The sequence below is a fragment of the Cupriavidus sp. CPT47-8839-RL05A genome (assembly GCF_058792255.1).
The window spans coordinates 411,482-426,539 of record NZ_JBYTEG010000001.1; the positions used below are offsets into that span (position 1 = coordinate 411,482).

At 64.3% G+C, this 15,058-nt stretch carries 11 protein-coding genes and 1 pseudogene; 7 read left to right on the forward strand and 5 right to left on the reverse strand.

Annotated features, from left to right (window positions below; genetic code table 11):
* Nucleotides 1–33 precede the first annotated feature (33 nt).
* Both AC3WVS_RS01815 and AC3WVS_RS01820 read right to left on the reverse strand, forming a co-directional pair.
* Nucleotides 34–399, reverse strand: a complete 366-nt coding sequence (locus AC3WVS_RS01815) for a hypothetical protein (protein WP_492317121.1) — start codon at nucleotides 397–399, stop codon at nucleotides 34–36.
* A 109-nt stretch (nucleotides 400–508) separates the two neighbouring features.
* Nucleotides 509–2,212: a site-specific integrase gene (locus tag AC3WVS_RS01820; protein WP_492317122.1), complete on the reverse strand. Its 1,704-nt coding sequence runs from the start codon at nucleotides 2,210–2,212 to the stop codon at nucleotides 509–511.
* Nucleotides 2,213–2,357: 145 nt separating this feature from the next.
* Here AC3WVS_RS01820 and AC3WVS_RS01825 point away from each other — a divergent pair, with 145 nt between their 5' ends.
* Together AC3WVS_RS01825 and AC3WVS_RS01830 are read left to right on the forward strand one after the other, a co-directional pair.
* Complete coding sequence (locus AC3WVS_RS01825) at nucleotides 2,358–5,321, forward strand: Tn3 family transposase (RefSeq protein ID WP_492317123.1); 2,964 nt, start codon at nucleotides 2,358–2,360, stop codon at nucleotides 5,319–5,321.
* Between the two features lie 308 nt (nucleotides 5,322–5,629).
* A complete protein-coding gene (locus AC3WVS_RS01830; RefSeq protein ID WP_492317124.1) occupies nucleotides 5,630–6,001 on the forward strand; it encodes a response regulator in 372 nt (123 codons plus the stop codon).
* Nucleotides 6,002–6,311: 310 nt separating this feature from the next.
* Here AC3WVS_RS01830 and AC3WVS_RS01835 read toward each other — a convergent pair whose 3' ends face one another.
* Complete coding sequence (locus AC3WVS_RS01835; RefSeq protein WP_492317125.1) at nucleotides 6,312–6,512, reverse strand: hypothetical protein; 201 nt, start codon at nucleotides 6,510–6,512, stop codon at nucleotides 6,312–6,314.
* A 93-nt stretch (nucleotides 6,513–6,605) separates the two neighbouring features.
* Nucleotides 6,606–9,806 carry a transglycosylase domain-containing protein gene (locus AC3WVS_RS01840; RefSeq protein WP_492317126.1) on the reverse strand — a complete coding sequence of 1,067 codons (3,201 nt, stop codon included), beginning with the start codon at nucleotides 9,804–9,806 and terminating at the stop codon, nucleotides 6,606–6,608.
* Between the two features lie 353 nt (nucleotides 9,807–10,159).
* On the opposite strand from AC3WVS_RS01840, the gene AC3WVS_RS01845 reads away from it, so the two are divergent.
* The 5 genes and pseudogenes from AC3WVS_RS01845 (at nucleotide 10,160) to AC3WVS_RS01865 (ending at nucleotide 14,260) form a co-directional block, all read left to right on the forward strand.
* A complete protein-coding gene (locus AC3WVS_RS01845; protein WP_492317127.1) occupies nucleotides 10,160–10,447 on the forward strand; it encodes a hypothetical protein in 288 nt (95 codons plus the stop codon).
* Nucleotides 10,448–10,543: 96 nt separating this feature from the next.
* On the forward strand, nucleotides 10,544–10,807 hold the full coding sequence (locus AC3WVS_RS01850) for a hypothetical protein (RefSeq protein ID WP_492317128.1): 264 nt from the start codon (nucleotides 10,544–10,546) through the stop codon (nucleotides 10,805–10,807).
* 260 nt (nucleotides 10,808–11,067) lie between these two features.
* Nucleotides 11,068–11,339, forward strand: a pseudogene (locus tag AC3WVS_RS01855) (DUF1488 family protein).
* A 356-nt stretch (nucleotides 11,340–11,695) separates the two neighbouring features.
* On the forward strand, nucleotides 11,696–12,784 hold the full coding sequence (locus AC3WVS_RS01860) for a sigma factor-like helix-turn-helix DNA-binding protein (protein ID WP_492317129.1): 1,089 nt from the start codon (nucleotides 11,696–11,698) through the stop codon (nucleotides 12,782–12,784).
* A gap of 246 nt (nucleotides 12,785–13,030) precedes the next feature.
* Nucleotides 13,031–14,260 carry a sensor histidine kinase gene (locus AC3WVS_RS01865; RefSeq protein WP_492317130.1) on the forward strand — a complete coding sequence of 410 codons (1,230 nt, stop codon included), beginning with the start codon at nucleotides 13,031–13,033 and terminating at the stop codon, nucleotides 14,258–14,260.
* 150 nt (nucleotides 14,261–14,410) lie between these two features.
* Here AC3WVS_RS01865 and AC3WVS_RS01870 read toward each other — a convergent pair whose 3' ends face one another.
* Entirely contained in the window at nucleotides 14,411–14,974 is a 564-nt protein-coding gene (locus AC3WVS_RS01870; RefSeq protein WP_492317131.1) for an Hsp20/alpha crystallin family protein, read from the reverse strand.
* Nucleotides 14,975–15,058: the final 84 nt, after the last annotated feature.

The following is a 15,058-nucleotide window of genomic DNA, read 5'->3' on the forward strand; positions in this document are numbered from 1 at the left end:
ATGCATCCGTGGGTGGTTGCTCTGCCAGGCACATTATAAGCCTCGCGTGTATCGCCGGCTGCCCTTGCCGGCAGCCAGTGCAGCGCGGGCAGGCCGTGTGCGGCGGACGGCCGGACTGACGGGGCCGGCGGTGGCCGTGGTTGCGGCACCCGCCTGGTCGCGATACTCGGCCAGCAGGCTCTCCCGCTGCCGCACCCGTTCTTCCAGAACGGCGAGCGCCTGGCCAAGGCGGGTCATCTCGCTGCCCTGCCGCGACGCGGCCTCGGCGGCACGCGTCAGCCGCTCAACGGCCGCCTTGCGCTCGGCTTCCAGCAGCTTCTGGGTCTCCTTGGCCGCCACACGCGCCGCGTCCAGCTCCAGCGCCATACGACGCTCATTGGCGGCGGCGCGCTGGGTCACGGTTTCCCGCTCCTGGTCCCACGCCGCCCGCTGCGCGGCGAAATCGGGGGCGCTTCAGAAAACGGACAATATTGCACGCTAGGCTTTTGGAAACCCGGCCAGAGGCTCGCTACCGTGCGGCAAAGGCCTGATCCATCTGGCGTGCTCGCTTGACCTCATCGCTTTGCAGGTAGATCGAGGTGGTGGCCACCGACGCGTGGCGAAGGTTATCGCGCACGGTGGTCAGCTCCGCGCCGCGGGCCAGGGCATGGGTCGCGTGCGTGTGCCGCATCCAGTGGGGACTGGCCCGGCGCAGCTTTTCCGCGACTGCCGGGTGATCGCCGGCGATGATGTCCGCAGCCTGGCCAAAGAAGCGCCGCATTACCGTCCACAGGCGGGTGCCGGTGATGCTGATTGCGCTGTCCTGCTCCAGGCTGGCGATCAGGGGCATCTTGGGATCCCAACGGGCTGGCGTTACCGGCAGGCCGCGCTGCACAAGGTGCTGATCGAGCGCCGTGCGCGCAAGCGGAGGTAGCGCCACTTTCCCCGGCCGACTGCCCTTGCCGACCAGGTGGAGCCAGTGGCCGTGGTGTTCGTCCGTGTGGATATCGCCAAGCGTCGCGCCAATCAGTTCACTGGCCCGCAGACCGGTCGCGTAGGCGAAATCGAGGATGAATCGCAAGCGTTGCGCTGCGGGCGCGTCCCAGCCGTATGACCATTCCAGGCCATCGGCAATGGTGCGCACCAGCAACCATTCGCCTTCGGTAAAGCCGCGCGAGGTATCGAGTGCCGCGACTCGCGTGCGGCCGCGCACCTTGATGCCGGCAAAAGGGTTGGCCAGGACGTAGCGCTGTTCGATCAGCCAGCGAAACAGGGCGCCCAGCACCGAGAGCGCGTAGGCCGTCGAGCGTGCGGACAGCCCCCGTGCGAAGGGGCGCCAGTCGGGCGCGCTGCGCGCTCGCGGAGGTCCGATCCACCGCTCGCGCGGGGTCGGCCGCCGCAGAAAGCTGCGATAGGCGATGGCGTCCTCAGTCGTGAGCGATGACAGCGCCCGACCGCGCTCGACAATCGCCCACAGGATCAGCCGCTCGGCTTCCTTGCGGTAGGCGCGCTGCGTGGTCGGCGCTTCGTGCAGGGAGAGCCAGGCCCGCACCGCTTCGTAGTCATTGGCGGCGTCGAGCGTGCAGGCCTGCTGCGGTGCCCGGAAACTCCCCCGCGAGCCGTCCACCTCGTGCGGCAGGCGAAGTCGCTCCCACGGCACCACGGCGCCCGGCGGCGTGGCGGCAATCAGGGCGCGCGCCCGTTCCGTCAACTGCGGATGGGTGTGGAAGAACGCCTCGATATGCCGCGCGCTCGCTTGCCCAAGTCCCGGGATCGTACTCCACCAGCGGCGCCGGCGCGGCACGCGCACGGTCAGGTCCGCCAGCGTCCGGATGCCATGAGCCCGCAGCGTGCGCACGGCCCGCGGCGCCAGCCAAAGTTCGATGTCGTCAGTAACCTGTGGCTGCGGCGCCGGGAGGGCGCGCAGAACGTTGATGGCGTGGCCAACAGCACTCGCGCGCGGCAGCCGTTCGTTGACCGGATGCCGCAGCAACTCGGCCAGGTCGGCGCGCTGGCGGTGCTGGGCGAAGGCGATCAGTTGCCGGCGGATTCGGCCGAGGATGCCGCGCGCCGACTGGCCGGGGGCCTTCGCGTGGGGCAGATAGCGCTCCACCGCCGCGCGGGAAGACAGGCCCGCATACCAGCCGCGCAGTGCGGCGAGCGAAGCCTCATCGGGGAAGTCGTGGGACTCCGGGATGCCGAGTGCGGGGGGCGGTGTCTGGCGTGATTTCATGGTTGCCAGTTTACGACAGAAACAGATTTGTTGTGATAAGAAGGATTATCTGAATAGAACGCTTTAAACTCCGCACTTTTTCCCGAAACCTGACCCGCGGAAACCGGCGCGGCACGACCGTTTCCACTCGATCGAAAGCATTGGCATGCCACGTCGTACTGTACTTTCCACCACTGAGCGGGAGAGCCTCCTCGCTTTCCCAGACAGCGAGGACGAACTCATCCGTCATTACACGTTCAACGAGTCAGATCTCGCGCTGATCCGCCAGCGTCGCGGCGCCGCCAATCGGCTCGGGTTCGCCGTCCAGCTTTGCTACATGCGCCATCCCGGCATCATGCTGGCCGCCGGCGAGGATCCTCCCTCGACCTTGCTGGAGATGGTCGCGCAGCAGCTACGCCTTGCGCCCACGCATTGGCGGGACTACGGGCGGCGCGATCAGACCCGAAGGGAGCACCAGGCGGAACTGCAGACGGTGCTTCGGATGCGTCCTTTTACGATGGCAGACTATCGCGCCGCCGTGCAGTCGCTGTCGGAGCTGGCGCAGCAAACCGACAAGGCCGTCATCCTTGCCACCGCATTGATTGACCACCTGCGTGAGCAATCTTTGCTGCTGCCGGGCATGAACGTGATCGAACGCATTTGCGCGGAGGCCGTCACGCGAGCCACCCGCCGCATCTACCAGATACTGACCGAGCCGCTCACGGAACACCACCGGCAACAGTTGGATCATCTCTTGCAGCGCCGCCCGGACGGGCGCCTGACCTGGCTGGCCTGGCTGCGACTGCCACCGGGCAAGGCCAGCTCCCGACAGATGTTGCAGCACATCGATCGGCTGAAGAGGTTGCGGTCCGTCGGCTTGCCAGAAGGCATCGAGCGGTTGGTTCACCAGAATCGGTTGCTCAAGATCGCCCGCGAGGGCGGCCAGATGACGCCCCATGACCTCGCCAAGTTCGAGCCACAGCGCCGTCACGCGACCCTGACCGCCATCGTGGTCGAGGCCTGCGCCACCGTCACCGACGAGATTGTCGATCTGCACGACCGTATCTTGGGGCGCCTGTTCAATCTGGCGAAGAAGAAGCACCGGGAGGAGTTTCACCTGTCCGGTAAGGCGGTCAATGACAAGATCCGGCAGTACTCAAAAGTCGGCCGGGCCCTCCTGGAGGCGAAGGAGCGCGGCGGCGACCCCTTCGAGGCGATCGAAACGGTGATGCCGTGGCATATCTTCACCAAGAGCGTCACTGAGGCCGAGCAGCTCGCCCAGCCTGAGGCGTTCGACTTCCTCCATCTGGTCGGCGACCATTTCTCGACGCTGCGACGTTACGTGCCCGAATTCCTAGAGGTCCTGAAGCTGCGTGCCGCGCCGGCTGCCAAGGATGTGCTGGCCGCCATCGACACCATCCGAAAGATGAATGTCAACGATGCACGCAAAGTCCCGGCCGATGCGCCCACTTCCTTCATCAAAAAGCGCTGGGAGCCGCTGGTACGCGCCAAGAATGGCATCGACCGTCGCTACTATGAGCTGTGCGCGCTGTCGGAGCTCAGGAATCGGCTGCGTTCCGGTGACATCTGGGTCCAGGGCTCGCGGCAATTCAAGGATTTCGATGAGTACCTGCTGCCCCCAGAGAAGTTCGTCGCGCTCCAACAGAGCCGCCTGCTGCCGCTGCCGGTCGCCACCGATTGCGACCGCTACTTGCATGAGCGGCGCCGGTTGCTCGAACTGAAACTGGCAACCGTCAACCGGCTAGCCACCGCGAACAAGCTGCCGGACGCGATCATCACCCAGTCCGGCCTGAAGATCTCGCCGCTCGACGCCGCCGTCCCAATGGCGGCACAGACGTTGATCGACCAGACCGCGTTCCTGTTGCCACGCGTCAAGATCACGGAACTGCTGATGGAAGTCGACGGCTGGACCGGATTCACCCGCCATTTCACGCACCTGAAGACGGGCGAACCGGCCGCCGACAAGACGCTATTGCTCACGACTGTCCTTGCCGACGCCATCAATCTCGGCTTGACCAAGATGGCGGAATCCTGCCCGGGCACCACCTACGCCAAGCTGTCCTGGCTGCAGGCGTGGCATATTCGGGACGAAACCTATTCTCAGGGCCTTGCCGATCTGGTCAATGCGCAGTCCGCCCATGGGTTCGCTGCCCATTGGGGGGATGGCACCACGTCATCGTCGGACGGTCAGCGGTTCAAGGCCGGCGGCCGAGCCGAAAGCACCGGGCACGTCAATCCGAAGTACGGCTCCGAACCCGGCCGGATGATCTACACGCACATCTCGGATCAGTACGCGCCTTATCATTCCAAGCTGGTCAACGTCGGCATTCGGGATTCGACCTACGTGCTCGACGGCCTGCTGTACCACGAGTCGGACCTGCGGATCCAGGAGCACTACACGGATACCAACGGCTTCACCGACCACGTCTTCGCTCTGATGCATCTGCTCGGATTCCGGTTCGCGCCCCGGATCCGCGATCTCGCAGACACGAAGCTGTACATCCCGGGCAGCCCAGACGACTATCCGGCATTGGCACCGATGATCGGCAGTGCGTACAAGGAAAAACTGATCCGGTCACACTGGGATGAAATCCTGCGCCTGGCCACGTCGATCCGCCAGGGCACGGTTACCGTCTCATTGATGCTGCGAAAGCTCGGCAGCTACCCGCGACAGAACGGTTTAGCGGTAGCACTTCGCGAGCTTGGCCGCATCGAACGGACATTGTTCACGCTGGACTGGTTGCAGGACCTGCAGTTGCGCCGTCGTACCCATGCGGGCCTCAACAAGGGCGAGGCCCGCAACGCGCTTGCGCGATCCGTCTTCTTCTACCGGCTCGGCGAAATTCGCGACCGCAGCTTCGAGCAGCAACGCTACCGCGCCAGTGGACTGAACCTGGTCACAGCGGCAATCGTGCTGTGGAACACCGTCTATCTCGAACGTGCTGTGCAGGCACTGATGGGCTGCGGCATGGCAATCGATCCCGCACTGTTTTCCTACCTGTCCCCGCTGGGATGGGATCACATTAACTTGACCGGCGATTATGTGTGGCGCCAAAGCAACAAACTGCAGGCAGGGAAGTTCCGGCCGCTACGGCTGCCGGAGCGCTGAGTCGCCTATAGGCGCTTTGATTCCATCAACGAGACCGCGCACTATGCCAGTCGCTACGTTGGTTGGTACCCATGCGCCGAAGAACAGCACTGTCGCCATGGATAGATTGGAGCGCTTTGCAGCGCAGGGTCGGCGCTTACCGGCCAACCTGCTCGACGTTGCCGACTAGGACTCAGGCCAGAACGCCGTGTCGAAGATCCAGGCCGAAATCGGGCCCATCGCAGGAAGTCCCAACGACACCGTTGCATCCGCGGCAACCGTTTGCTACGAATAAATAGAAGGGAGGCCCCAAATGGAACTCGGAACCCGTGTTGCGACGTGCGCTCATTCTCGATGACGATCCCAACGGGGCTTGCGCGCTTTGTGAACTATTGCGGCAATCCGGGTGGGACGCCCGTTGGTCCGACGACGGCGAGACCATGTTGCTACTTGCAGCGGTCTTTCAGCCGCAGCTGTTCGTGCTCGATCTGGACATGCCGCGAATCACTGGTTTGGAGGTTGCCCGGCGCCTGCGTGCCCAACCCTGGGCCCAGCAAGCCGTGATCGTCGCCTTCAGCGGTGGGCGTGGCGACACGATGCCCAGTGAAGTTCTGGAGGCGGGCTTCGATCATTTCTGCCCCAAGCCTTACCGTCCGGAATACCTTCAGCTATGGGGTGCACCACGTAGCGGCTCGGCCTGAGGAATCCTGGCTCTTCGCTTGGCCGGGCGCGCCCAAGCGGAGCCGAAAGTCCTGGCGTAGAACTGCGATGAAGAACTGCTCAGGACTCTACCCCGCACCGTAGCGGTCGCAACCTCAGCGATGTCGCGCCCGAGCAATGACCAAGTGCGGCTTACTTCCCCAGCCAGAGCTTTCCTATTATTCCATGAGTGTCGACCAAGAGATCCCGGGAGCGCTCTATCCCCGTTGGTCTGCCTTTTGCAGCCACGCTCGTAACCAGTCAGGGTGCGGTTGTTTTTTGTCTTTTGCCCGTGCGGTGCCATCGTGGTGTCTAGTCAACTCGCGTCAGCGACTTCAACTCACCTGGCGTGAATACGCCGGCGATGGTGATCCAAGGTAACTGGACAAACGAGTCTGGCGCGATGAGGAGGTAGTTGCCATCGAGCAGACACCGGAAGTACCGTGCGCCCTTCGTCGGATGGACCACCCGGTAACGGCCGCCATCGACCAGTTCAAACTCGACCTCGGCCAAATGGTATCTCACAGGTGTTCATTTGTTGCGGCTTCTGCCGGCTGCCGGCTCTTTCCGACGCAGTTCAGCCGATGAAAAGCCACTCGTCAAAGCCTAGTTGCGTGGTGCCTGTGGCGATCTCGTTGCGCCATTCGTAGTAGCGGGAGCGAGGACGTGGGAGCGACCGAATATTAACGGATTGAGACTTCGAGGGCATATCTCCGCAGCGTTCCGTTCAGTGCACCGAGACGCCGACGGCGAAGCTTCTTGGGGTCGGTCGCCGCAACGCAACAGGGCCTGCTCGCCACCTTGCGCGGCCATGGCCGCCACCTGCGGCGCCATGTAGCGCAGCAGCCGCACCGCGAGCGCGCTCGTATAGCGGTACCTGGCCGCGTACGGCTCCCGCGCGCTGATGGTGACGGTGCCGAAGAAGCGCTCGCCCAAGACGAAGACAAAGGTGGCCGAGCGGGTCACCGAGCGTGACGCGACCAGCCGCCCGCCCGGGGCATACACCTGGAAGCGCTGATCGCCGGTGCCGGTCTTGCCGGCCACCGGCAGCGGCGCGCCGCCCCTGCCGGGGACCGCGAACGTGCCCCGGATCGACCTGGCCGTGCCCCGCTCCACCACGTCCAGCATCGAGCGCCGCACCAGGGATGCCACTTCGGGCGGCAGCAGTCGCTTGCCCGGCGCCGGCTGCAGGACAAAGCGCGTGGCATAGGGGGTGTTGGCGGCAAAATCCAGGCTGCGCACGGTGGCCGTCTGGGTGCTCACCCCGCCGTTGAGGACGATGCCGGCCAGTTCTGCCAGCGCGGCGGGCCGGTCGCCCGAGGCGCCAATGGCGGTGGCATACGACGGCGTCAGCGAATCGAAGGGGTAGCCCAGGCGCTGCCAGCGCTTCGCAATGCGCTGGAAGGCATCCTGCTCCAGCAGGGTGCGGATGCGGTTGTCCTGGCCGGCCTTGCTGCGGGAGCGGAACAGCCAGCGGTATACCTCCTGGCGTTCGGCGGTGCTGTCGCGCAGCATCTGCGCCAGCGTCGCATCCGGATGCTTGCCAAGGTATTCCACCATCCACAGTTCCAGCGGGTGGATGCGCGACAGGTAGCCGCGGTCATTGAGGCTGAACTTGTCGTGGCCGTACTTGCGGTAGAGCGCCGGCAGGTCTTCGCCGGCGAGCTGCTTGGCTGGCAGCCGCGAGCGCATGATGCGGATGAAGCTCTCTTCGTCGAGGGCCGGCCGCGCGCTTAGCAGCGTCACCGACAGGCGCACCGCGGAGTAGTGCGGCGTGCTCAGGCGCACGCGGCCAAGCAGCGTTGCCAGGCGCTGGTCCGAATTCTTGCCGCGGTAGTGCTGGTAGAAGCCGGTCATGTACGCGCTGCCCTCCTGGTCGGCAAAGCGCTCCAGGTAGGCGCGGCGCTCGGGCGAGTTGCGGTCCTCGAAGATGTCGCTCATGTCGGACTTGGCGTGGAACATCTCATGGCGCACGATGTCGCGCATGAGGCGGATGAAGACCAGGTTGACCGAATGCTGGAAACCTTCGCGCACGGTCATGATGCGCTCGCCTTCCCAGCGCTCGAAATTGCTGAAGCTCTGCCGCCCGCCGCCGGTAAAGAAGGCTTCGCCCGGGTTGCCGGAATACTTGCGTTCCATGGCCGCTTCCAGCATCGGCGTCAGTTCGCGCTCCGCCGGGGAGCGCGCCTGGCTCAGGTAATCGACCGCCCAGTGGCTGAGCGAATCCTGCTTCGCCAGCTTCACGCCGGCGAGCTCCGCGCGGCTCATGCCGCCATAGCGGCCGTGCAGCTCGGCGACGATTTCCAGGTAGGTCACCAGCGTGCGCAGCTTGGCGGTGGATCCCAGATTGAAGCGCGCCCCGCTATTGACATCGAACGGCTGATCCACATTGTCCGCCTGCACCCGCACCACACTGGCATTGCCCACGCGCTCGAACAGCGTGAAGCTCGCCGTCAGCTTGGACGGGTCATCCTGGTCGCGCAGCAGGTTGTGGCCGTAAAGGCCCATCTTGCGGGCTTCGTCCTTGTCGCGCATCCGCAGCAGGATATCGGTGACGATGCGCTGCGCCTCCCGGTTGATGGTGCTGTCCGCGGTCAGGTCCAGGCGGTCCATGTCGTAGCGGTTGTCGATGCCGGTCACCCGGCTGATATCCGCGCGCACGCGGTTGACGGCCTTGCGCGTGACGAAGGGCTCCGGCTCGGGCTTGGGCGGCGGTGCCGCCTTGGCCAGCGGCTGTCGCAGCGCGGCGTCGCGCAACGCGGGCGTGATGACGCGGTTGGCCGCCAGCAGACGCAGGTAGCTGCCGGTCAGCGCCTCCAGGTTGGTGTCGTCACGGCGCAGGTGGTAGGAAGGCCGGCGCTGCGCAATGATCAGCGCCAGCGCGCGCTTGAACGCCTGCGCCTCGCGGCCGGTGGGAGCGTGCGGGTCCATCTGCGTCATCAGCCGGTTGGCCTCGGCGAAATCCTCGCCATACCAGACCCACAGCGCATCGCCAATGCCGTTGACCTCGCCAAAGTCCACCCGCGCCGATAGCGGCACCGTGTTGAGATAGTCGACCACAATGCGTTCGCGCGCACGCCGCGTGTCCGGCCCATCCAGATAGGCGCGCAGCGAGGCCGAGGCCATCTGCCGGAATTTCTCCGCAATCGACTGCGTGCGGCCATCCGGGGAATGCCGATACTTCTCGAGCTGCGTGGCCAACGTGCTGCCGCCGGGCGATTCGTGCGACTGGTCGGCCAGGCGGATCACCTGGTCCATCACCGCCCGCGACAGGCGCTTCCAGTCGAGCGCTGGGTTCAGGTTCGGGTACTCCGGATTCAGCAGTCCCTGGTTCTCGACGAACAGCAGCGCGCCGACCAGTACCGGCGGCACGGCCGCAAAGTTGTCATATTGCCGCTGCGGATAGCGTTCGAACGCCAGCGTCAGGCCGTTGCAGTCGCGCAGCGCCAGGCCGGCCTGGTTCTTCTCGCGGTAGGGCGGGAAGATGCCGTAGTCCATCAGCCGAACCATTGCAGGCGACATGCGCGCCTGCTCCGCTGGTACGTAGCCGTGTTGCGTCAGCCGCTCGGTGAAGTCCGGCATCCGGCCGTAACCCAGACGCGCGTCATAGGGGCCGGAATGGGGAAAGCGGATGCTGTCGCTGGCGCCCGACTGCACGTCGAAGCTCAACTGCCTGGTGAAGCGACCAAGATAGTGCGCCTGCCATTGCGAAGTGCGCACTTCGTTGGCAACAAGGCCGTAGGCGACATAGCCACCCACGCACAGGGCGACTGCCACGCCAGCGAAAATCCAGCCACGACGCGACACTTCTTGGCTATCCGAGTGTGCTACCGGCGCCCGTCGGCACGGGGATCATGCCGGCTCCAAGCGCAAGCGAGGCGGGCCACCTTCGCGCACACCGCCTCACTTAATATTACAAGCGAGCAGGCGCGTTGCAAGCGCCTGCCACGCTGCCAGCCGCGATGGCCGGGCTGAGCGCGGGCTGATCCCCCATCGTATGCCCATGCGGGCGAGCACCTGTGGCGCGAGATATGCGTGTGCGCCAGAGGCACCAGCCAAGTGCGCTCAGCTATTAGGGGCGAAGCCGGGCGGGTCCTCGGTTCGTAGGCTTTACGCTCGCGGAGGCAAGACGAGCACAACGGCACCAAAGAGGAGGGAGCATGAACACGCTGACCTACACACTGGTCACCTACCGTCCCGATGGCGCCAATCAGAGCGCGCACGACATTGTCGTCAGCCGAGACTGGCAAGAGGTGGTACGTCGCACCGCGATCCTGCTCGACCAGAACGCCACGCGCGGGAGTGACCAGCCGTGGAAATTCTACCTGCTGGTGGACGGTCAGCTCGCCGGCGCCTACACGCAAGAACGGCTGATGAAGGCGGCGACCACCTACCCCAACCGGTGCGAAGAAGACAAGCCCTTGGCGCCGCCCTCGGGAACCACCTAGGATCAGATGGCACATCGCTTCAGGCTGCGGCGTCTGTATTCTGTACGGGCGTCGGATTCGGCAAGACGCCGCCTCCACCGCATAGGAGACATCGCCATGAACACGACCAAGAGCGATTCGCGATTGGCGAGCGCAAGTGAGATCCGCGAGATTGTGGGTCCCGTTGACGATGAAGTGATCGCACGGATCCTGGACATCGAGCCGACAGTTGAGGATGTGCGGCGGGCCTGCGAACGGTTGCGCGCCGACGAGCCTCAATTGCGCAACCCTGAGTCCAGCTTGGGACGCAAGGCGGAAGAGGTGTTCGAAATTCTGGACGACGAGTCGCCGGATTTCGATTCGTCGGGCCGCCCAGGGTAGCCGGCGATCCGGGCATGGCTCGCCCGACGCTCGCTCCATGGTCCAAGCTCTCATGGGGGGGCCATAACGCAAGCGATAGGCCGCCTCTGCCGCCGGGCTGCATGGCGCGCCGGCCACATAGCTGGCAATGCTGACGAACCGGCTAGCCGTACGGCGTGCTGCGCGACCTTGTAGTCCGTCTGTAGCTGCCTACACTGGCAACAAACCGACTCGGCGACCGAGTTCGATGGCAATCTCGGTTTCGCTCCTGGGGTATTGCAATGCAACAGATTGACTTCCCTCGCACCGAACCGTGCTGCTGACTTAAGCCTCGAATGCGCCGCGCGCGTGGACGGAACGCCCGCATGTTATGCCATTACGGCGGAGGCGCTTGAGGATCACTTTGGGGCGCGGCTCGCATCGGCCAGAGGAGCTGGTACAGGCCCTACAGGGACATCGCGATAATATTGAAAGCGTCGCACGCACCCTATTTGACTTGACTGGATCACGCAATATCGTGCTGCACAGTGGGCATTTCCGTTTCGCCCTGTAACGGCCGTGCATTGGCGATCGGATTGGTTGGGTGCCCTGAACCGGCACACCCACTTGCGAGTTTTGGTTGCACGCCGTGGTGCCAGGGGGAGTTTGCCCTTGGTGTTTTGGCTCAGGCCAGCCGAAGCGGGCAACTTCAGCCCAACAGCAACTGGCCCCCCGGGGGAATGCGGCCGCAAGCGTGCTGGCGAGGCCCACGCGTGGTGAGGCCCTTCGTGAAGAGAAGTCGGATGTTGGCTGCAATCGTCCCGCGGCGCGATAGGCTATTGCAGCCGACTGTGTTCAACACAGGGCGCGTTAGCCAGTCGGGGCACCCGAGATACGACCACGTGGCTGCAAACACATTGCGGGGATGTCGTGAAACTGCTGGTGAGATACCAAAACATCGCCGAGGCCTCGCACGCGCGGTGCGAGCAGATGCTCACTGAGTCTGCTGCGCATTATCTCAAGCGTCATCTCAAACGGTTCTTGGCGGAACGGGCGCTGCTGCGCGCCGATCTAGCGATGGACGCCGCCCACCCCTCCTATCATGTCAGGCTGCGGCTGGCGCTGCCGCGTGGCACGTTAGTCAGCACAGAAGACGGGAAGTCGATCCGAAGCGCGCTGAGGGCGTCGTTCGTCGACCTTGAACGCCAGATCGAGCGCCACCTCGCACGCCTGCGCCGGGAAGATACTTGGCGGCGCAAGCAGCGCCGTGAGGGGCTGCGACGAATTAAGGCCGCCACCACGGCGACCCCGGCGGAATCGGCACGTTTCGACGAACAGGTTCGGGCACTGCTGTCGCCACTGCGACGCTTCGCGCAGCGCGAGTTGTCCTATCTGCGGGCACGCGGCGACTTGGCAGAAACGGATCCGACCTTGGACGATGTGGTCGACGAGACACTGACTCGCGCCCTCGAGCGACTGAACCAGGCTCCGCAGGTGGTACTGAGCGAGGATGAACTGCATGGCCTCGCGCTGGCCGTGCTGGAAGCTGAGGTTGTGCGGCGGCGCAGCGAAGAAGGCCGCTGGGTCTCGCTCGAGGCCAAGGCCACGGTTCTGCCGGCACGCCCTCATGATGAGATTGATGACGCGGTGTTCGAGTACTGGCAACCGGATGAGTTGCTGCGGATGGAAGATATGGTGCCTGACGCTGCCATTAGCCCGGACGCGGTAGCCGCCCAGAACGAATTGCACGAGATTGTCGGCAAATTGCTATCGCAGCTGCCTAACCAGTGGCGTCGAACTGTGCTGCTAGCACGCGTGGACGACGTTCCAGTGAACAACATTGCGCGCTTGCTGAACACACCGGAAGGCGAAGTGCGCAGCTGGCTGGATCACGCCGATGCCTTTCTCAAGGCCAGGCTCGAAGAGGTCGGGCTGCAACCAGTGAGTGGGACTGGCCAGAAACGACACAGGCGAGCAGGTGACGGTACCGAGACGGCGGACCAACTGGCTGACACCTGAGCAGATGTCGGGATTGGACGTTGGGTACGCGGGGTCGATGCTGGCTGGGGCGCTAATGGACGGGGTCACACACGTAGGTTCCACGGCGAGTCTGAGCTTGATACTGTGTAGATTGCCCCTGCATCATGTAAGTCCCGGTCCAGAGGGCCGGTCTGACGGAGAATCAACCCATGCAGCCTCGTCGCTGGTCACGCGCCAATCCGTCCGGGCCAACCCTCGTTTCCCATTTGCCGACCCAATCTGATCATGCCCGACCTGCAACCGGCGCCGCTTCGCGGCTTTGCCGCCTTTCTCCAGCGGCGCCGAACCGCCCTGACTGAGCGGTGGATGCGCGCTGTATCTGCGGATGAAATCCTGACGGAGGCCGACCGGCTGACGTACGAACAGCTCGCTGACCATCTGCCCCAGATTTTCGACGGCATCTGCGTGGCGCTCGAGGCGGAAGATCTCGACCATGCCGAGCCGGAGATCGGACGGGAGGCGCGTCAGCACGGCAATGTGCGCTGGCGTCAGGGTTACCAGATCGTGGAACTGGTGCGTGAGCTGGACCTGTTCGGTCAGGTGCTAGATGACGCGCTCGACGAATATGCGCAGTCGGTCCCGAGCTTCAGCCGACAATACGAAGCCCGCGCGCGCCGCCTGATCGATGAGGCGCGCAGTTTCGTGACGCGGACATCGATCCGGGCGGTCGTGTCCGAGCGCGAGCGCAAGATCGACCAATATACTGCCCGTCTCGAGCGCGCCAATCATGAGCTCGAACTCAGGCAGCGGCTGGTAAGCGAGCTGCACGAGTCGCGCATGCAGATCACGCGCGGCGTCGTGCACGACCTGCGCAATTTCCTGAATGGGTTCTCGATTGCGCTGCAACTGATCTCCCGCGCGCCGGCGCAAGCGGAAACCGGCGTTGCACTGGCGAGCCGGCAGGCGGCCGACATGAAGCAACTGGTCGACCAGATGGTGGAGTATTCAGTCGTCCTCGGCGACGTCTCACCAGTCCTCCCCGACACGGTTGACCTGGGCGAGCTTTTCGACGAACTGGTGGCGACTTCACGTCCGCTGGTTGAAGAAAGAGGCTTGCGGCTCGAAGCCGAGCGGGATCCCGGGTTGAGTTCCGTTCGCTCGCACCGGCTCCGGCTTAAGCAGGTGGCGACGAATCTGCTGTCGAACGCCCTGAAGTACACGCCCGAGGGCGAGGTTCGCCTGACGGTGGGCAGGGTGGACGCGGATCACTGGTATCTGCGGGTGTCGGATACGGGCGTGGGCATTGCGCCATCTGACCAGGCACGCGTGTTCAACGAATTCGAGCGGGCGGCAGAGGGGGACATCCCGGGCAACGGACTGGGACTGGCAATCGTGAAGGAGCTTTGCCGGACGCTTGAGGGCGTCATCCTTTTCGAATCGCGTAAAGGGCACGGCACAAGCTTTGAGATCCATTTTCCGGTGAGTCTCAGGGAGCCGGAGACAGGCGGGACCTGAATGCGTCCGGTGATCACCGGTGCCCTTGTCCCGTAGGCCGTACTGGAGTCGAACCAGCGACCAACGGATTAAGAGTCCGCTGTCCGCTGCTGCTGAGCTAATGGCACGGCTCGCACGATATCCGCCCGACACCAAGCCACTTCTTGCCTGCTAGCCAATATCGATCGTGCGACTCGCGGATCGCGCCGGCTCCGATTTCGGCACGGTCAACGTAAGCACACCATTGTCAAACTTTGCCAGGGTGTGATCGGGGTCGGCGTTTTCCGGCATGGGAATCGTGCGCACGAAGCTTCCATAGGCGCGCTCTAGCCGGTAGCAGCCATCTTCCTCGCTGCGCACGTCCTGCTTTTTCTCGCCGCGCAGCACGATCGCCCCGTCCTCGACGCTCACGTTCAGGTCTTCGCGCTCCATCCCTGGCAATTCGGCGGTCACGCGCAGCACCTGCCCTTCGTCGACCACGTCGATGCGGGGCTGGAAGCGCGAGGAACTGAAGTCGCCAAACCATCGCTCGAGCGCACCACGGCCGGCAAACGGGTCATGAAAGAACTCCTCCACTACGCGCCACGGTTCGCGTGAGAACAGTCGCGGAATGTCAGGCCAGGAGGCACGCCACTGTTCGCTTGCCGGCGGGCTTTCCGGGCTGTCCGCATCGGACTTGCGGGCCGCCCCGCGAAGGAACTTGAAGAGATTCCACTTTTTCGGGTCGGTGTTCATCGTATCCTCCATTAAGAGGTCTGGCAGGAGAACCGGATTCCAATCGGTGTCAGCCGCATCGTCGATGATCTGTGGGCCGCAGGA

Excerpts from the sequence above, each read along its gene's own strand:
- AC3WVS_RS01820 (WP_492317122.1), bottom strand. The coding sequence starts at position 2,212 with ATGAAATCACGCCAGACACCGCCCCCCGCACTCGGCATCCCGGAGTCC.
- AC3WVS_RS01825 (WP_492317123.1), top strand. The coding sequence starts at position 2,358 with ATGCCACGTCGTACTGTACTTTCCACCACTGAGCGGGAGAGCCTCCTC.
- AC3WVS_RS01845 (WP_492317127.1), top strand. The coding sequence starts at position 10,160 with ATGAACACGCTGACCTACACACTGGTCACCTACCGTCCCGATGGCGCC.
- AC3WVS_RS01850 (WP_492317128.1), top strand. The coding sequence starts at position 10,544 with ATGAACACGACCAAGAGCGATTCGCGATTGGCGAGCGCAAGTGAGATC.
- AC3WVS_RS01865 (WP_492317130.1), top strand. The coding sequence starts at position 13,031 with ATGCCCGACCTGCAACCGGCGCCGCTTCGCGGCTTTGCCGCCTTTCTC.
- AC3WVS_RS01870 (WP_492317131.1), bottom strand. The coding sequence starts at position 14,974 with ATGAACACCGACCCGAAAAAGTGGAATCTCTTCAAGTTCCTTCGCGGG.